This window comes from Phaeobacter sp. CC-HEC084 (assembly GCF_059429255.1).
This window is the reverse complement of record NZ_JCAIJQ010000009.1, coordinates 541,556-558,103: the sequence shown is the minus strand read 5'-3', so window position 1 is coordinate 558,103 and position 16,548 is coordinate 541,556. Positions and strand designations below refer to the sequence as shown.

Annotated in this window: 18 protein-coding genes; 11 read left to right on the top strand and 7 right to left on the bottom strand. The window is 60.2% G+C overall.

The genetic code is table 11. The features are described from left to right. Position 1: 1 nt before the first annotated feature. The 10 genes from cmk to AC5SSZ_RS19860 all read left to right on the top strand — a co-directional run bounded on the left by cmk (position 2) and on the right by AC5SSZ_RS19860 (position 9,181). Positions 2 to 616 (top strand): (d)CMP kinase, encoded by a 615-nt coding sequence (gene cmk / locus AC5SSZ_RS19905; RefSeq protein ID WP_495439662.1) that lies wholly within the window; start codon positions 2 to 4, stop codon positions 614 to 616. Positions 617 to 922: 306 nt separating this feature from the next. Further along, a complete protein-coding gene (gene rpsA, locus AC5SSZ_RS19900) occupies positions 923 to 2,602 on the top strand; it encodes a 30S ribosomal protein S1 (RefSeq protein WP_065272332.1) in 1,680 nt (559 codons plus the stop codon). A 198-nt stretch (positions 2,603 to 2,800) separates the two neighbouring features. Continuing rightward, complete coding sequence (locus AC5SSZ_RS19895) at positions 2,801 to 4,363, top strand: hypothetical protein (RefSeq protein WP_495439660.1); 1,563 nt, start codon at positions 2,801 to 2,803, stop codon at positions 4,361 to 4,363. A gap of 282 nt (positions 4,364 to 4,645) precedes the next feature. Next, positions 4,646 to 4,930, top strand: a complete 285-nt coding sequence (ihfB, locus tag AC5SSZ_RS19890) for an integration host factor subunit beta (protein WP_065272335.1) — start codon at positions 4,646 to 4,648, stop codon at positions 4,928 to 4,930. Continuing rightward, the gene (locus AC5SSZ_RS19885; protein ID WP_065272336.1) at positions 4,931 to 5,281 is read left to right on the top strand and encodes a lipopolysaccharide assembly protein LapA domain-containing protein; all 351 of its coding nucleotides are present in this window, start codon (positions 4,931 to 4,933) and stop codon (positions 5,279 to 5,281) included. Between the two features lie 4 nt (positions 5,282 to 5,285). Continuing rightward, the gene (locus AC5SSZ_RS19880; RefSeq protein WP_274835344.1) at positions 5,286 to 5,933 is read left to right on the top strand and encodes a phosphoribosylanthranilate isomerase; all 648 of its coding nucleotides are present in this window, start codon (positions 5,286 to 5,288) and stop codon (positions 5,931 to 5,933) included. A gap of 163 nt (positions 5,934 to 6,096) precedes the next feature. Next, positions 6,097 to 7,356 carry a tryptophan synthase subunit beta gene (trpB, locus tag AC5SSZ_RS19875; RefSeq protein WP_495439657.1) on the top strand — a complete coding sequence of 420 codons (1,260 nt, stop codon included), beginning with the start codon at positions 6,097 to 6,099 and terminating at the stop codon, positions 7,354 to 7,356. A gap of 224 nt (positions 7,357 to 7,580) precedes the next feature. Further along, on the top strand, positions 7,581 to 7,961 hold the full coding sequence (locus AC5SSZ_RS19870) for a hypothetical protein (protein WP_368947760.1): 381 nt from the start codon (positions 7,581 to 7,583) through the stop codon (positions 7,959 to 7,961). Positions 7,962 to 8,161: 200 nt separating this feature from the next. Continuing rightward, positions 8,162 to 8,650 carry a hypothetical protein gene (locus tag AC5SSZ_RS19865; RefSeq protein WP_495439655.1) on the top strand — a complete coding sequence of 163 codons (489 nt, stop codon included), beginning with the start codon at positions 8,162 to 8,164 and terminating at the stop codon, positions 8,648 to 8,650. Positions 8,651 to 8,695: 45 nt separating this feature from the next. Beyond that, the gene (locus AC5SSZ_RS19860; protein WP_274838005.1) at positions 8,696 to 9,181 is read left to right on the top strand and encodes a helix-turn-helix transcriptional regulator; all 486 of its coding nucleotides are present in this window, start codon (positions 8,696 to 8,698) and stop codon (positions 9,179 to 9,181) included. 9 nt (positions 9,182 to 9,190) lie between these two features. Here the strand turns inward: AC5SSZ_RS19860 and AC5SSZ_RS19855 are convergent, their stop codons facing one another. The 5 genes from AC5SSZ_RS19855 to AC5SSZ_RS19835 all read right to left on the bottom strand — a co-directional run bounded on the left by AC5SSZ_RS19855 (position 9,191) and on the right by AC5SSZ_RS19835 (position 13,561). Next, complete coding sequence (locus AC5SSZ_RS19855; protein WP_368981631.1) at positions 9,191 to 9,559, bottom strand: DUF2237 family protein; 369 nt, start codon at positions 9,557 to 9,559, stop codon at positions 9,191 to 9,193. 10 nt (positions 9,560 to 9,569) lie between these two features. Next, positions 9,570 to 10,721: a serine hydrolase domain-containing protein gene (locus AC5SSZ_RS19850; RefSeq protein WP_495440333.1), complete on the bottom strand. Its 1,152-nt coding sequence runs from the start codon at positions 10,719 to 10,721 to the stop codon at positions 9,570 to 9,572. An 85-nt stretch (positions 10,722 to 10,806) separates the two neighbouring features. After that, a complete protein-coding gene (gene pth, locus AC5SSZ_RS19845) occupies positions 10,807 to 11,499 on the bottom strand; it encodes an aminoacyl-tRNA hydrolase (protein WP_495439651.1) in 693 nt (230 codons plus the stop codon). Positions 11,500 to 11,654: 155 nt separating this feature from the next. Next, positions 11,655 to 12,281: a 50S ribosomal protein L25/general stress protein Ctc gene (locus AC5SSZ_RS19840; RefSeq protein WP_274831530.1), complete on the bottom strand. Its 627-nt coding sequence runs from the start codon at positions 12,279 to 12,281 to the stop codon at positions 11,655 to 11,657. 113 nt (positions 12,282 to 12,394) lie between these two features. Continuing rightward, complete coding sequence (locus AC5SSZ_RS19835; RefSeq protein ID WP_274835339.1) at positions 12,395 to 13,561, bottom strand: alpha-hydroxy acid oxidase; 1,167 nt, start codon at positions 13,559 to 13,561, stop codon at positions 12,395 to 12,397. A 286-nt stretch (positions 13,562 to 13,847) separates the two neighbouring features. On the opposite strand from AC5SSZ_RS19835, the gene AC5SSZ_RS19830 reads away from it, so the two are divergent. After that, positions 13,848 to 15,086 (top strand): ATP-binding protein, encoded by a 1,239-nt coding sequence (locus AC5SSZ_RS19830; protein WP_495439648.1) that lies wholly within the window; start codon positions 13,848 to 13,850, stop codon positions 15,084 to 15,086. Between the two features lie 47 nt (positions 15,087 to 15,133). Here AC5SSZ_RS19830 and trpA read toward each other — a convergent pair whose 3' ends face one another. Continuing rightward, positions 15,134 to 15,925, bottom strand: a complete 792-nt coding sequence (gene trpA, locus AC5SSZ_RS19825) for a tryptophan synthase subunit alpha (protein ID WP_065272348.1) — start codon at positions 15,923 to 15,925, stop codon at positions 15,134 to 15,136. A 95-nt stretch (positions 15,926 to 16,020) separates the two neighbouring features. Continuing rightward, entirely contained in the window at positions 16,021 to 16,512 is a 492-nt protein-coding gene (locus tag AC5SSZ_RS19820; protein WP_082996165.1) for an acyloxyacyl hydrolase, read from the bottom strand. Between the last annotated feature and the right edge of the window lie 36 nt (positions 16,513 to 16,548).

The window sequence follows — 16,548 nt, the reverse complement described above, 5'->3', positions numbered from 1 at the left end:
CATGACCACCCGTTTCACCATCGCCATCGACGGTCCGGCTGCGGCAGGAAAAGGCACGATTTCCAAGGCAGTCGCCGAACATTTCGGCTTTGCCCATCTGGATACCGGTCTTCTGTACCGCGCGGTGGGGGCAAAAGTCCTTGCCGGTGAAAAGCCGCTTGAGGCGGCCCAGGCCCTGAAGGCCGAGGATCTGGAGGCCGAGGGGCTGCGCACGGCCGAGGTGGCCCAGGCCGCATCGAAAGTGGCGGTGATCGCTGAGGTCCGTCAGGCCCTGGTAGATTTCCAGCGCAGCTTTGCCCGCCGGGCCGGGGGCGCGGTGCTGGACGGGCGCGACATCGGCACGGTGATCTGCCCGGATGCCGAGGCGAAACTCTTTGTCACCGCCAGCGCCGAGGTCCGCGCCCGCCGCCGGTTCCTGGAGCTGAGCGAAAACGGATCGGACAGCGATTACGACACCGTTCTAGCTGATGTGAAGGCCCGGGACGAACGCGACATGAACCGCAGCGAGGCGCCGCTGAAGCCTGCGGATGATGCGGTGGTGATCGACACCAGCGATCTGAGCATCAAAGCCGCTATCGCGGCGGCCATTGCTGCGATCAAGGACCGGCAAGGCTGACCCCGAGCAGGGCGGTGGGCTGCCGTTGTCCTCGTCTGTAGGCGGGCCGGTCCCTTGTCCTGACAGGGATGCCGAGTCCATTTCCCCTTGCCAGCAAGGGGGAATCTGCTTATACGGCCCCTGTCGAAAGAGATGCGAAAACGCACCACGGACAGTCTGAGCAGGGTCGGGGCAACCTCCGGCCCTTTGTGTTTGTTTGCTCCAGACGGTTCAGATGCGTGATCTCAGACCGACCAACCCATTCAGACCGGCGGAGACAACCGCATGGCCAGCTAAATAAGATATGTAAAGGAAATCCGAGACCACATGGCTCAGAACACATCGATGGAGGAATTCGAAGCCCTCCTGAACGAAAGCTTCGAAATGGACACACCCGATGAGGGGTCCGTTGTTAAAGGCAAGGTCATCGCAATCGAAGCGGGCCAGGCCATCATCGACGTCGGCTACAAAATGGAAGGCCGCGTTGATCTGAAAGAATTCGCAAATCCTGGTGAAACTCCCGAAATCGCCGTTGGCGATGAAGTGGAAGTCTTCCTGCGCTCGGCTGAAAACGCCCGTGGCGAAGCTGTCATCTCCCGCGAGATGGCGCGCCGCGAAGAAGCATGGGATCGCCTGGAAAAAGCATACGCAGACGATGCCCGCGTCGAAGGCGCGATCTTCGGTCGCGTCAAAGGCGGCTTCACTGTCGACCTCGGCGGCGCCGTGGCCTTCCTGCCCGGTTCGCAAGTTGATGTGCGCCCCGTGCGCGACGCTGGCCCGCTGATGGGTCTGAAGCAGCCCTTCCAGATCCTGAAAATGGACCGTCGCCGTGGCAACATCGTTGTCTCCCGTCGCGCCATCCTGGAAGAATCGCGTGCCGAACAGCGTGCAGAAGTCATCGGCAAACTGTCCGAAGGCGATGCGGTTGACGGCGTGGTCAAGAACATCACCGAATACGGTGCGTTTGTTGACCTCGGCGGCGTTGACGGCCTGCTGCACGTCACTGACATGGCATGGCGCCGTGTGAACCACCCCTCCGAGATCCTGTCGATCGGCGAAACCGTCAAGGTTCAGGTCATCAAGATCAACAAAGAGACCCACCGTATCTCCCTCGGCATGAAGCAGCTGCAGGAAGATCCGTGGGATCTGGTTGGCGCCAAGTTCCCGCTGGGTTCGGTGCACAAGGGTCGCGTCACCAACATCACCGATTACGGTGCATTTGTTGAGCTGGAGCCCGGTGTCGAAGGTCTGGTCCACGTCTCCGAGATGTCCTGGACCAAGAAGAACGTGCACCCCGGCAAGATCGTTTCGACCTCGCAGGAAGTCGACGTCATGGTTCTGGAAATCGACGGCGCCAAGCGTCGCGTCTCCCTGGGCCTCAAGCAGACCATGCGCAACCCGTGGGAAGTCTTTGCTGAGACCCACCCCGAGGGCACCGAAGTCGAAGGCGAAGTCAAGAACATCACCGAATTCGGTCTGTTCATCGGCCTCGAAGGCGACATCGACGGCATGGTTCACCTCTCCGACCTCAGCTGGGACGAGCGTGGCGAAGATGCGATCCAGAACTACCGCAAAGGCGACATGGTTTCGGCCGTTGTCTCCGAAGTGGACGTTGAAAAAGAGCGTATCTCCCTGTCGATCAAAGCCCTGGGCGGCGACAAGTTCGCCGAAGCCGTGGGCGGCGTGAAGCGTGGCTCGATCGTGACCGTCGAAGTGACCGCCATCGAAGACGGCGGCATCGAAGTGGAATACGAAGGCATGAAGTCCTTCATCCGCCGCTCCGACCTGTCGCGTGACCGTGCCGATCAGCGCCCCGAGCGTTTCTCGGTTGGTGACAAGATCGACGTCCGCGTGACCAACGTTGACAGCAAGACCCGCCGTCTGGGTCTGTCGATCAAGGCACGCGAGATCGCGGAAGAGAAAGAAGCAGTGGAACAGTATGGCTCCTCGGATTCCGGCGCATCGCTGGGCGACATCCTGGGCGCAGCGCTGAAGACCGGCGACTGATCTTCAGAGATTTCTCTGTTCTAACAATCTGGAAAGCCCCGCAGTTCTGCGGGGCTTTTCTGTGTTCTGGGGCATGGAAAGGTGACAGTCCGGAGCGTGGGTTAGTAAAATTCCACGCAATCTCCTTTTAGTTGTAATGATGTCTAAATGTCTCTGGTTGAGACTGCAGCGAACGAATTCAGCTTCAGGAGTAGAGACATGACCACATTTTCCGGCCTTTCTATTGTCAATAATTCCGCCCTTACACTGATTAATGCCTCAGCCAGCGACAGGGGCGCTCAGGCCCGGGTCGAATCGGGTGATCAAGGGACGGCCTGGGGCGTGGACAGGCTAAATTCGCTCGCAAAAGCAGAGATTGACTATCGAACTAAGGAGCACGAAATCTTTGAGAATGCCCGTGGAAAATTAGAATCTTCCACAGCCAGAAGGAGCAAAGCGGCCCAGAGCAAGATTCTCGCAGAGCGATACCACAAACTGGCGGCCAATATGGCGGCTGCCTTGGAAAATCTTGGCGGCCAGGAGCGATCTTTTGGCGGAACAGTTGTCGCATTGTTCAAGACCCCGGACTCCGATGCGCTGAGCATTGTTAGCGGCAAAACCGTCAGAAATATTTCCTCCCAAAATGAAGCCTCTTTTGCCATTAGCGCCAAAAAAGTCCGTGGGGTTGGCACAGAGGGAGGGAATGATGCCATCAGTATCGAAGCTGATTGGGTGGAGTCCGTAGGCACGGATCGTGACGGCCGCATGCACGCTAGGCAAACCAAATCTGGCAATCTTGTACTCGAGTGGCGCTCCAAAACAGTCAGCAATGATGCGGTCGCGATCAAGGCCAAGCGCGTAAGCGGTGTGTCCACCAAAGGCGGCAACGATGCGATCGCGATCGAATCCGACTTGGTAAAGAACATCCATGCGGGCGAGGGGAACGATTCCGTAGCCATTCGTGGCGGGGTTGTCAGCGGTATTTACGGCGCCGACGGTCAGGACACCATATCCGTAGATGCTGGAATTGGTGCGTCAGCTGTAACGCAAGAGGGGAAGTCGGCTTTGAATTGGATGTCAGGGTTCTCTGGCTATACCCGAGCAGAAACGGCGGAGGAACGCGTGAGGCAGGCAACAGCGGCTTATCTTGGCCGGGCGGATATCCATGGAGGGGCAGGGGATGACTTTATTTCCGTTACGGTTCAGGAAACCCTGTCAGTTAATGGAGGCACCGGCAATGATACGATTTCGATTGGCGGCGGAACTGTGGCGATGAGCGTTGGACGTGACGCAGGCCATGACACCGTGCAGGTCGCGCGCGGCGCCGAATTGATGCTGGAGATCGACACTCAAACATATACTGCGAAAAAGGACGGAAACGACCTGATCATTACGCACGCCGGCGGGTCCGTAACCATCAAGGATTATGAACAGGCTTCGGCAATCGCCATTAAAGGCAGGTATGCAGCAAGCGAAGACGAAATCAACGACTTGCTCAGTCCTGAGGAAGCTAAGCGAGTCATTTCTAATGAAGCTGAGCGTCAAGCTAAGATGCGAGAGGAGAATGCGGCCTTTTATGAGAGTCTTGAGGCAAAAAATCTGCGTGGCGGCGTGGCGGTTACATTGGATACGATCAAGACGGTGGATATCACTGTGCCGGAGGCGGAGAACTTTTATCGGCCCATCCATGACTGGAGCAATACCTTGTCTTCCGCGCCCATGGAGTATGATATGGTGATGTTTCAACTGGACCCCAAGGAGCCAATCGATATGCGCGTTTGATCTCAACCTGAGATTTCCGCGCTGATTTTGACACCTTGGGGCCCCGGGGCTGAGCGGGCGGCGAATCAGGTCCGGGCGCAGGCCGTCGGCGGCGCGAAACCGGGGCTGGGCGGCGGCAAACTGCCCTATGGGCAGCAAATGGCTGGTTTTACAAAGCAATTTCGTGCAATCTCCTCAGATTAGGAGGTTGGCGACGCCTGTTTTTGTTCCCGGCGCGCCGATTTTTTCCTATAGTCGGGAAAACTCGACAAAGGATTGCGTTGGCTTGGGAGGGCAGAAAGGATGATCCGCTCTGAACTGATTCAGAAGATTGCAGACGAAAACCCGCACCTGTATCAGCGGGACGTCGAAAGGATCGTGAACACGGTATTTGAGGAAGTGACCGATGCGATGGCCCGGGGTGACCGGGTCGAGCTGCGCGGCTTTGGCGCTTTTTCGGTGAAAAAGCGCGATGCGCGGGTTGGTCGCAATCCCCGTACCGGCGAAACGGTCCATGTTGAGGAAAAACATGTGCCGTTCTTCAAGACTGGAAAGCTCTTGAGGGACCGTCTGAACGGAAAGGCTTAAATGCGCTATATTCGTTATGCCATCCTGGCTTCGCTTGGGATCATTCTTGTCTCGGTGAGCCTTGCGAACCGCTCTGTCGTGGAGCTGAAGCTGATGCCAACCGCCCTGGCGGAACTGGTGGGCTGGAACCCGGGCATCGCCCTGCCGCTGTTTGTCGTGGTTCTGGGCGGCGTTGCCGCCGGTCTGGTGATTGGCTTCATCTGGGAATGGCTGCGCGAGCACAAGCACCGTCGCGAGGTCGGTAACCAGACCCGCGAGGTGAAGAAACTTTCCCGCGAAGTGCAGAAGCTGAAAAAACAGAAGCACGAAGGCAAAGACGAAGTTCTGGCATTGCTGGACGACTCGGTCTGATCTGATGGCTGCTGACATCCGGGTAAAGGTCTGCGGCCTCAGCACGCCGCAGGACGTCGATTGCGTGGCGCGCGCGGGCGCGGCCTACGCAGGCTTTGTCTTCTTCGAAAAATCACCACGCAACGTTTCCTATGAAACCGCTGCAACCCTGGCCGCTGCTGCGCCCGTGGGTCTGTGCAAGGTTGCCCTGACGGTCAACGCGGGCGATGCGGAGCTGGATGCGCTGACAGAGGCCGTGCCGCTGGACATGTTGCAGCTGCACGGCAAGGAAACACCCCAGCGCGTGGCCGAGGTCAAGGCGCGCTACGGCCTGCCCGTGATGAAGGCCATCGGGGTGGCCGAGGCGGCGGACCTGGCGCAGATTGATCTTTACTCAGATGTGGCTGACCAACTGCTGATCGATGCCAAACCGCCCAAGGGCGCTGACCTTCCGGGCGGCAACGGGCTTGCCTTTGACTGGCGCCTGCTGGCCGGGCGCAAGTACTGGCGCAAGCCCTGGATGCTGGCCGGCGGTCTGACCCCGGAGAACGTTGCCGAGGCAATCCGCATGACCGGTGCCCGTCAGGTCGATGTGTCCTCGGGCGTTGAAAGCGCCCCCGGCGTCAAGGATGCGGACCTGATCCGCGCCTTTGTGGAGCACGCAACGGCTTAAGCCCAGATTGGCGACGGGCTTGCGGCTACCGGAGCCGCGTCCCGGCTTCGCGCCGGTCATCCCGGTGACTTTACCGCAGATGGCGCGATTCCTGTCTGGTGTCTCTTTACCCGTCGCCTGCTGCGCTATACTCAGAAGCAGTGCCGCGCAGAGAGGAACAATCATGGCCGAAGATCTTTTCAACAGCTTCATGAACGGGCCCGACGAAAAGGGTCGCTTTGGCATTTTCGGCGGGCGTTTCGTCAGTGAAACGCTGATGCCGCTGATCCTCAGCCTTGAAGAGGAATACGACCGGGCCAAGGACGACCCGACCTTCTGGGCCGAAATGGACGATCTGTGGAAGAACTACGTGGGCCGTCCCAGCCCGCTGTATTTTGCGGAGCGCCTGACCAATCATCTGGCCGGCGCCAAGATCTATATGAAGCGGGACGAGCTGAACCACACCGGCGCCCACAAGGTGAACAACGTGCTGGGTCAGATCCTGCTGGCCCGCCGCATGGGCAAGACCCGGATCATCGCCGAAACCGGTGCCGGTCAGCACGGCGTCGCCACCGCGACTGTCTGCGCCAAGTTCGGCCTGAAATGTGTGGTCTACATGGGCGCGCATGATGTCAAACGTCAGGCCCCGAACGTGTTCCGCATGCGTCTGCTGGGCGCCGAGGTGATTCCGGTGACCTCGGGCCGGGGCACGCTTAAGGATGCGATGAACGATGCGCTGCGCGACTGGGTGACCAACGTGCGCGATACCTTCTACTGCATCGGCACCGTGGCAGGTCCGCACCCCTATCCGGCGATGGTGCGCGATTTCCAGTCCGTCATCGGCAAGGAAGTGCGCTGGCAGCTGGCCGAGCAGGAAGGCGAAGGCCGCCTGCCTGATACGCTGGTTGCAGCCATTGGCGGCGGTTCGAACGCGATGGGTCTGTTCTACCCGTTCCTGGACGACAAGAGCGTTGGCATTATCGGCGTCGAGGCTGGCGGCAAGGGCGTTGACGAGAAGATGCAGCATTGTGCCTCGCTCACCGGTGGTCGTCCGGGCGTGTTGCACGGCAACCGCACTTACCTCTTGCAGGATGACGATGGTCAGATCCTCGAGGGCTTCTCGATCTCTGCGGGTCTGGATTATCCCGGCATCGGCCCGGAGCACGCTTGGCTGCATGACACGGGCCGCGCCGAATATGTGTCGATCACCGACAAGGAAGCGCTGGAGGCGTTCCAACTGTCCTGCGCAATGGAGGGAATCATCCCGGCGCTGGAGCCGAGCCACGCGCTGGCCCATGTGATGAAGATCGCGCCGACCCTGCCCAAGGACCATATCATCGTGATGAACATGTGCGGTCGCGGCGACAAGGACATCTTCACGGTGGCGCGCCATCTGGGGTTTGACATGTCCGACACCGAAGAGGGGCGCGATCTGGAAGACTGATCCAGATCTCCTGATCTATCTGTAAACACAGGAAAAGAGCTGCCATTTGGCGGCTCTTTTTTCGTTTTCGGGGCCATAAACCCAGGTTTATGCGCCCTAAACCAACCGCAGTCCGGCCGAAATTTAAACCTCTGTCGAATGGTTCTTGCCGGGCCGAGCGGTTCAGTCTGGGTCGAGGCGGCTGAAAACCCACCGCCAACGTGATCAATAAAAGGAAGATCCTGATGAACCGCGTACTTCTGACCAGCACCGCAATCCTCTTGGGCCTTGCAGCGACCACCTATGCCTCTACCGATACAGGCTCAGGCGAGCAGAACCAGAATTCCTACGAGCACGCCTATCAGAACCAGAACCAGCATCAGAACCAGAACGAGCATGCCTATGCCTATGGGAAGTCCGATGATGCGGGTGAAGACGACCACGGCGAAGGCCATGGAGAGGGCCACGGCGAGGGCGGCGAAGGCCACGGTGAAGGTGGCGAGGGCCATGGCGGTGAAGGTCACGGTGGCGAGGGCCACGGTGGTGAAGGCCATGGCGGTGAGGGCCACGGCGGCGGTGGTGAGGGCCATGGTGGTGAAGGAAACGGTGGTGAAGGTCACGACTAACCCGACGCGCGTCCCTTAAGCGCACCCAAGGCGCCTGTGGAGCATCCGTCCCAACGCTCCATTTCCCCCCGGCGCCTCACAAGGTTCAATCGCGGTATTTTCTGCCTGATACCGCGGTTGAGCTTTTCTGCCGATCAGTGGCATTGTCCCACAGAGTAACCCATCGCCTCGTTGAAATCACACGAAGGAGGACACAGCCTATGCGCAGCCGGATCGCCGACGTCCTCTTTGTTCTTGTCATGTTGCTGGCCTATCCGGGCGTCGCCTTGGCCGACTCCTTCACGGACAGAATTACCGATCAGCTGCGCAGTCAGGGCTATGGCGAGATCGTGGTGACGCGGACTTTCCTTGGCCGCTACAGGATCGTGGCCACAACCGACCGGATCGAGCGCGAGATCATTGTGAACCCCGGCACCGGTGAGATCCTGCGCGATTACATCGAAGACAAGGACGACGACAGCGCCAGCAGCGGTCTTTTCAGCCTGTTTGATCGCCTTGGTGGCGAAGACGGAGACAGCGACGGGGATGATGGCGGCGAAGACGGGGATGACGGATCTGACGATGGCGGCAACGGCGATGGTCCCGGCGCGGGCGGCCACGGCGGTCATGGGGGTGACGGACAGGGTGGCGAAGGGCAGGGCGGCTCCGGTGAAGGTGGCGATGGCGAAGGCGGGGACGGCGATGACTGATCATGGGCCGGGCGCGCCTGTGCTGACCAAACGCAGGGTAGCCGCATGAAGACGGGGTGGTTTCTTCCCGTTCTGGTATTGGTGCAGGGCATTTGCGCCACGTTCTTTGTTTCCGATATTGCGCTTACGGTGCTGGGGCTGCGGTCCCGTCCGATCAGTTGGCAGACCCGCGAATTTCTGGAAATCGGCGCCGCACTGGGGCTCGTGCTGGGGGTGGTGCTGGGCTGGATTGCCTACCGGCGCAGCCAGCAACGGGTGCGCGCGGTCGAGGAAAGCCTGCGCCTGATGCAATCCGCCTTCAAGGATCACCTAGAGGAACGGTTCTGCGCCTGGGGTCTGACCCCAGCCGAACGCGATGTGGCGCTGTTTTCCCTCAAGGGCCTCAGTCTTTCGGAAATAGCAGAGCTGCGCCAAACCTCGGACGGCACGGTCAAGGCGCAGAGCAATGCGATCTACCGCAAGGCCGGGGTCAGCGGCCGCACGCAGCTGCTGAGCCTGTTCATCGAGGATCTGATGAGCGACGACGGCTAGGGTCTGCGCTTAGGCACTGTGGGCCTTCAGGACGTCGATTGGCACGACGTCGAGCGCCCGTTGGTGGGTGCCTTTCAGGTTCACTCGCGGCGCACAGCCTTCATCGGCGGCCTGCAGGAACCGAGCGGCGCAGAGGCACCAGCAATCGCCGGGTTTTAGTCCCTTGAACTGGAATTCGGGTCGTGGCGTGCTGAGGTCATTTCCCACATATTTCGAATAAGCAAGGAACTCTGCCGTCATCACCGCGCAGACGGTGTGGCTGCCCTGATCCGCCGCGCAGGTGTTGCAGGCGCCATCGCGGAAAAAGCCGGTCATCGGATCGGTGGAGCAGGGCTCAAGCGCCTCTCCCAGAACATTGATGCTGTCGTCTTTTTCCATGCGGGTCTCCCTATAATGCGCGGGCGATCTGTCGAAACATCTCGATATTAGCGCGGTTTACCCCCTTGTCGCGGAATTTTCTGTCTGCTGCCGTGCTGACGATCACCACGTCCCGGTCCTGGTCGATATAGATGTATTGGCCATAGACACCGCGGGCGAGGAATTCGCCGTCATGGGCGCCGATGGGCACCCACCATTGATAGCCATATCCGATCTTGCCCTCCTTGGTCGGAGCAGAGGGGCGGGTCGAGGCGGCGATCCAGTCGGCAGGCACGATCTGCTGTCCGTTGTACCGGCCGTCCTGTTCTATCAACAGGCCGAACCGGGCATAATCGCGGGTGGTGATATTGAGCCCGCCCAGCACAAAGGCCACGCCGTCGCCATCGGTCACGTAATAGGGTGCCTGTTCCAGCCCCAGCGGGGTGATGATCTTTTCCGACAGGAGGTCCGGAATGCTGCGCCCGGTGGCGCCCCGGATCACCATGCCGATCACATGGGTGTCGATCGACACATATTGCCAGGTGCTGCCCGGAGCGGCGAAGCTGTCCTTCAGATCTGCCGCGAACTGGTCCAGCGCCCCGCCCAATGCGATCTCGCGGCCCATGCGGTTGATGTCGGAGTCATAATCCAGGTAATCCTCGTCAAAGGTGACGCCGCTGGCCATGTTTAGCACGTTGCGGATGCTGGCGCCGTCATAGGCGCTGCCTTTCAGCAGCGGCGCGTATGTGGTGACCGGATCGTCGAGCGAGGCAATCTTGCCCTCCTCCACCAGGATCCCGAACAGCGCCGAAAGATAGCTTTTTGCCACCGACCATGAAATCCGCCGGTCCGTCTCAGCAGTGCCAAGGTGATAGCTTTCGTGGCGGATCTGCCCGTCCTTTAGCACCAGAAGAGAGGTCACGGCGCGGGCATCGATCCAGTCGTCCGCTCCGGCGGGCAGGGTCATCGCCTCGCCTGTGGCAAGGGGCACGACGGGTCCGTCGCCGCGCGACACCGGCCGGGTCAGAAAGGCGCCCTCCATGTTGGAGAAATTCGCAACGATCCTGTCTTCGGCAAACAGCGAATTCACCGCCCAGAGGCGCATGATCTCGTCCCGTTTCCACAGGCCTGCCGCCAGCAGGACAACGGCTGCAATGGCCAGGACGCGCCCGGTTATCCGCATGAGTTTGCGCATGTCTTTCCTCCCCTTTGCGGCCAGCCTAGCCGCCGGGGTGAGCCCGCGCAAAGCGGACGCAACGGAAAGCAGCCTACTTGAACTTGTCGACCAGACGCTCAAGCGGGGAGCGGTTGTCCTGTGTCTCGGGGGCTTTGTCCGCCTGCTTTTCCGCCTTGGTCTGCTTCTCCTGCCCCTTGGGCGAAGTGGAGCTGCGTGGCGGCGCGGTGCGCAGGGCAACCGCATTCATGAATTTGCCGCCGTCCCCTTTGGCCAGCGATGCTGCGCCGTCGGAAATGCCGCGCATTAGATCGTCGAGCCAGTCTTCGTCCGCCTTGGGGAAATCGCGTAGCACATAACCTGCCACCGCGTCCTTGTGGCCGGGATGACCGATGCCCAGACGCACGCGGGCGTAGTCTGCGCCGATATGGGCGTGGATCGAGCGCAGCCCGTTGTGGCCCGCGTGGCCACCGCCCTGTTTGACGCGCGCCTTGCCGGGAGCCAGGTCCAGTTCGTCATGCAGCACGGTGACATCCGCTGGTGTCAGCTTGTAGAACCGCATGGTTTCCCCGACGGACTGGCCGGAATTGTTCATGAAGGTCTGCGGCTTCAGCAGCAGCACTTTTTCACCGCCCAGGGTGCCTTCGCAGATCTGTCCCTGGAATTTCGACTTCCAAGGGGAAAATCCGTGGTCTTCGGCGATCCGGTCCAGCGCCATGAAGCCGATATTGTGCCGGTTTCTTTCGTATTTGGCGCCGGGGTTCCCCAGTCCGACAAAGAGTTTCATGGGCTCTCTCGCTGTTTGCAGATCTCCGCCTGATACATGCCTGCTGCGCGCCGGGAAATCCAGTGCCGGGGCCCGTCGACGGTTTTCGGTGTGGCAAAAGAAAACGGAGCCCGAAAAGGGCTCCGTTCCTTGATCCTGCCAATGTGGCGTAGATCTTATTCTTCTGCGGCTTCTTCCGCTTCGCCTTCTTCCTCGTCGTCCGAGGCAGCCAGGCCAGCAGGTGCTGCGATGTTCGCAATCACGAAGTCGCGGTCGATGGTCGGCTTGGTGCCGTTCGGAAGGTCAATCGACGAGATGGTGACGGTGTCACCGATCTGCAGCTCGGAGATGTCCACGACGAGCTTTTCCGGAATGTCGCCAGCGGTCACGACCAGTTCCACCTCGGGGCGGACGACGGACAGCATGCCGCCTTTTTTGATGCCGGGTGCAACCTCTTCACCGACGAACTCAACCGGGATGAACAGGTTGATCTTGGTGGTGCGGCGCAGGCGCATCAGGTCAAAGTGAGTCGGCAGGTCCTTGACCACGTCACGCTGGACGTCGCGGCAGATGACGCGGACGTCTTCCTGACCTTCAACCTTCAGGTTCCACAGAGTGGACTTGAAGCGACCGGCTTTCAGCTTTTTGAACAGCTCGTTAAAGGGGATCTGGATCGCAATGGGATCGACGTCACCACCAAAAACAACACCAGGAACCATGCCAGCGCGACGTGCTGCGCGAGCGGCGCCCTTGCCCGTCCCCGCACGTTCCTGGCAAACGAGATCAGGAATCTCTCCAGCCATTTTAATTCTCCAATATGTTAGGGCGGGATGCCTCCAAGGCTGTCACCCCGCGTGAAGCCGCGCGTATAGCGGAGAATCCCCGCAATGCAAAGCTTAAAAATCGCGGCCGGAGATCAGTCCTGCCAGCGTCCTTCGAACCCTTCGGGGACCAGCAGGTTATGACGGCCAAGATCCGCCACGTTGCGCTCGCCGCACAGGGCCATTGTGGTGTCCAGCTCTTTCTGGATGACTTCCAGAGCGGTGGTCACACCCTTCTGCCCCATGGCGCCCAGACCATAGACAAAGGCGCGTCCGATCATGGTGCCCTTGGCCCCCAGCGCCAGCGCCTTCAGGACGTCCTGCCCCGAGCGGATGCCGCTGTCCAGATGCACTTCGACCTGATCACCCACAGCATCCATGATCTGCGGCAGCATCCGGATCGAGCTGAGCGCGCCGTCCAACTGGCGCCCGCCGTGGTTTGAGACAGTGATGGCATCGGCGCCGACCTTGGCGGCCATCTTGGCGTCCTCGGCGTCCAGGATCCCCTTCAGGATCACCTTGCCGCCCCACATTTCCTTCAGCTTTTCGATCTTGCCCCAGTCGAGCGAGGGGTCGAATTGCTCGGCCGTCCAGGCGCCCAACGAAGACGCGTCGGAAATGCCTTCGACGTGGCCGACGATATTGCCGAACTCGCGACGTTTGGCGCCCAGCATTTCGATGCCCCAAGCCCATTTCGTCATCAGGTTGGCGATGGTCTTGGGTGTCAGTTTCGGCGGTGCGGAAAGACCGTTCTTCAGGTCCTTGTGGCGCTGCCCAAGGATCTGAAGGTCCAGCGTGATCACCAGCGCCGAACATTTGGCCGCCTTGGCGCGTTCGATTAGGCGCCGCACGTAATCCTCGTCCTTCATGGTATATAGTTGGAACCAGAAGGGTTTGGTGGTCGCCTCCGCCACGTCCTCGATCGAGTTGATCGACATGGTCGAGAGGGTAAAGGGCACACCAAAGGCCTCGGCGGCGCGGGCGGCTTTGATTTCACCATCGGCATGCTGCATGCCGGTCAGGCCGACGGGCGCCAGTGCCACGGGCATCGCAACGTCCTGGCCGATCATCTGGCTGGCGGTGGAGCGGCCGGACATATCAACGGCCACGCGCTGGCGCAGGCGGATCTGTTCAAAATCCGAGGTGTTCTCGCGGAACGTCTGCTCGGTCCAGCTGCCGCTTTCGGCGTAGTCGTAAAACATCCGGGGAACGCGGCGTTCGTAGATGCGCTTCAGGTCGTTGATATTGGTGATAACAGGCACCGGTTCGTCCTCGCCCTAGTGGTGGTCAGGATTGTTTACCAATTTCACCCTGCTGGCGCAATGATGGCCTGCGCAAATTGTCTGTCGGTAAAATTTTACGGTATATTTATTGTAGAAAACCTATAGGTTTCAAAACAAGACGTCGAAATCTTGCAGGGTAGCCGTATTTCTGGCGCCATTTGAGGCCGGCTCAGGGCGGTGTCTGTATGGGTTTGGGCGATTATTGAAACGTACGAACCGATTGAGGCATGTCATTTCGACAGTGAACCGCAATTCCGAACCCAGGTTGCCCGCAAAAGCAACAATTGCCGATCTGCGCCTTGCACTTGAGCAGGAACGGGCCGCTCGGCAGGAGGCCGAAGCGGCCAACCAGGCCAAGTCGGCCTTTCTGGCAGTGATGAGCCATGAAATCAGGACGCCGTTGAACGGCGTTTTGGGCATGGCCGAGGTTCTCGCCGACAGCGGCATGCGCGAGGATCAGAAACAGGCGCTGGAGACCATCGCTGACAGCGGCAATCTGTTGCTGACCATCGTCAATGACATTCTGGATCTCTCCAAGGTCGAAGCGGGTAAGCTTGACCTGGAGATGATGCCAACCTGCGTGACTGAGGTATTTCACTCCCTCTGCCGCCAGTTTCGCCCCCGGGTCGAAGCAAAGGGCCTGTCCTTTACCAGCGTGCTGAGCGGGCTGATGGCCCGCAAAGAGGTCTGGGCTGAACTGGATCCGACGCGGCTTACTCAGGTTTTGGGCAATCTTCTGGCCAATGCGCTGAAGTTCACTTCCGAAGGGGCGGTGACCTTTACTGTTCACGCGCGGGAGGTAACAAACGGCTGCGTGGCGCTGGATTTCAGAATCCGCGATACCGGCAGTGGCATCCACGCGGCGCAGCACAAGAAACTGTTCAGTCCCTTTGCTCAAGCCGAGGTCAGCGTGAACCGGCTGCATGGCGGGACCGGGCTGGGGCTGGTGGTGGCGCAGCAGATCTGCCGGGAAATGGGCGGCGGGATCGATTTCACCAGTGCAGCCGGGGAAGGCAGCGAATTCCATGTCTCACTGGTGTTACAAAGCAGCGAACCCAGTGCGGAGGATCCGGCGCAGGACGAACTGGACTGGAGCAATGAGGTGTTGCAGCGTCACCGCTGGCGGGTGCTGGCGGCTGAGGACAATCTGACCAATCAGCTGGTCCTGCGCCACCTGCTGAAGGAGTTCGATCTGGATCTGACCATTCTGCCGGATGGGGCCGAGCTCTGTGCGCTCTGGCGGGCGGGTGGCGCCGACCTGATCCTGATGGACGTGAACATGCCCGTTATGGACGGTGTTGCCGCAACCAGTGAGATCCGCCGCGCCGAACGTGAAGAGGGGCGTGCACCGGTGCCGATCATTGCCATTTCGGCCAATGCGATGGCGCATCAGATCGAGGGCTATCTGGGGCAGGGCATGACGGCGCATGTGGCCAAACCAACCCGCAAATCCGACCTTGTTGCGGCAATGGCGCACGCGCTTGCCGGGAGCAGCTTACCCTGACGCACCTGATCCGCAGCGCGGATCAGGTTGTTGTTCTGAAGGAGGCGTCAGGCGGCGTGGGCGCCATCCGACAGCGATTTCACAAAGGCCAGAACCTCTTCCACCGGTTTTCCGGCTGCGATCTGGCTGACGATGGCGCTGCCGACTACGGCGCCGTCCGAAATCGACGCGATATTGCGCGCCTTTTCCGGGGTATTGATGCCAAAGCCCACGATCACCGGCAGGTCGGTGGCGGCCTTGATGCGCGCCACTTCCGGTCCAACATCGCCTGCTTCGGCCTCGGCGGCGCCGGTGATGCCGGTGATGGAGACGTAATAGACAAAGCCAGAGGTGTTTTGCAGCACCCGCGGCAGGCGTTTGTCATCGGTAGTAGGCGTCGCAAGGCGAATGAAGTTCAGGCCGGCGGCCTGGGCGGGAATGCACAGCTCATCGTCTTCTTCCGGGGGCAGGTCGACCACGATCAGCCCGTCGATCCCGGCGGCCTTGGCGTCGGTCAGAAACTTATCGACGCCGCGGTTATAGATCGGGTTGTAATAGCCCATCAGCACGATCGGTGTGGTGTCGTCACCTTTGCGGAATTCCGCGGCCAACTGCAGGGTTCGTTCCAGGGTCATCCCGGCGTCCAGCGCCCGTTGCCCGGCCAACTGAATGGTGGGCCCATCCGCCATCGGATCGGTAAAGGGCAGGCCCAGTTCGATAATGTCGACCCCGGCGGCAGGCAGTCCCTTGACCACCTCCAGCGCGGTGTCGAAATCCGGATCTCCGGCCATGACATAGGAGACGAAAGCTTTCTTTCCGGCGGCCGAAAGCTCGGCGAATTTGGCGTCAATGCGGGTCATGATCGGGCCTTGTTTGTGATGTCCGCTCTGGTGTGCCGAATGTTCTGCCGGAAATCAATCCCAAGCCACATCAACCCTGCAGCACATGCCCCGGATCACAGCGGAAAATGCCAGCGCAGATGCAGGGAATTTACGCCGGGATTGATATCGGCGGTCGAAGCATTGGATTTATGCGACAGGGACAGCGACAGGGCGGTTCCGTTGGCAAAGCTGCGTCCGACGCCTGCCATGCTGCGGATCTCGAAGGTTGACCCCAGATCGTTCAGTGCCACGCTTTCGAAATAGGCGCCCGGCAGGACACTGGCCTCGATGAACCAGGATTGGCCCAGATCCCATTTGCCCGCCACACCGGCGCCGATGAAGAGGTCTCCGGTCTCCTGCACGTCCAGGGCAGCACCGAAACGGGCGGAAAAGATGCCCTTTTCGTAAAACGCGTTGTGCCGGTAATCCAGCGACACAAGTGCGCTGTTTTCCGAACCGGGCCGGGAGAATTCGGAGTATCCGATCCCGACAGATAGTTCGCGGTCCTGCGCGGCGGCAGCGCCTGCGGACAAAAGGACGGCGGTCAGGGCAGCAATGTATTTCATCGTCTCACTCAGCATCAGGAGAATTGGGTGACCGGG

Excerpts from the sequence above, each read along its gene's own strand:
- cmk (WP_495439662.1), top strand. The coding sequence starts at position 2 with ATGACCACCCGTTTCACCATCGCCATCGACGGTCCGGCTGCGGCAGGA.
- rpsA (WP_065272332.1), top strand. The coding sequence starts at position 923 with ATGGCTCAGAACACATCGATGGAGGAATTCGAAGCCCTCCTGAACGAA.
- AC5SSZ_RS19895 (WP_495439660.1), top strand. The coding sequence starts at position 2,801 with ATGACCACATTTTCCGGCCTTTCTATTGTCAATAATTCCGCCCTTACA.
- ihfB (WP_065272335.1), top strand. The coding sequence starts at position 4,646 with ATGATCCGCTCTGAACTGATTCAGAAGATTGCAGACGAAAACCCGCAC.
- AC5SSZ_RS19885 (WP_065272336.1), top strand. The coding sequence starts at position 4,931 with ATGCGCTATATTCGTTATGCCATCCTGGCTTCGCTTGGGATCATTCTT.
- AC5SSZ_RS19880 (WP_274835344.1), top strand. The coding sequence starts at position 5,286 with ATGGCTGCTGACATCCGGGTAAAGGTCTGCGGCCTCAGCACGCCGCAG.
- trpB (WP_495439657.1), top strand. The coding sequence starts at position 6,097 with ATGGCCGAAGATCTTTTCAACAGCTTCATGAACGGGCCCGACGAAAAG.
- AC5SSZ_RS19870 (WP_368947760.1), top strand. The coding sequence starts at position 7,581 with ATGAACCGCGTACTTCTGACCAGCACCGCAATCCTCTTGGGCCTTGCA.
- AC5SSZ_RS19865 (WP_495439655.1), top strand. The coding sequence starts at position 8,162 with ATGCGCAGCCGGATCGCCGACGTCCTCTTTGTTCTTGTCATGTTGCTG.
- AC5SSZ_RS19860 (WP_274838005.1), top strand. The coding sequence starts at position 8,696 with ATGAAGACGGGGTGGTTTCTTCCCGTTCTGGTATTGGTGCAGGGCATT.
- AC5SSZ_RS19855 (WP_368981631.1), bottom strand. The coding sequence starts at position 9,559 with ATGGAAAAAGACGACAGCATCAATGTTCTGGGAGAGGCGCTTGAGCCC.
- AC5SSZ_RS19850 (WP_495440333.1), bottom strand. The coding sequence starts at position 10,721 with ATGCGGATAACCGGGCGCGTCCTGGCCATTGCAGCCGTTGTCCTGCTG.
- pth (WP_495439651.1), bottom strand. The coding sequence starts at position 11,499 with ATGAAACTCTTTGTCGGACTGGGGAACCCCGGCGCCAAATACGAAAGA.
- AC5SSZ_RS19840 (WP_274831530.1), bottom strand. The coding sequence starts at position 12,281 with ATGGCTGGAGAGATTCCTGATCTCGTTTGCCAGGAACGTGCGGGGACG.
- trpA (WP_065272348.1), bottom strand. The coding sequence starts at position 15,925 with ATGACCCGCATTGACGCCAAATTCGCCGAGCTTTCGGCCGCCGGAAAG.
- AC5SSZ_RS19820 (WP_082996165.1), bottom strand. The coding sequence starts at position 16,512 with ATGAAATACATTGCTGCCCTGACCGCCGTCCTTTTGTCCGCAGGCGCT.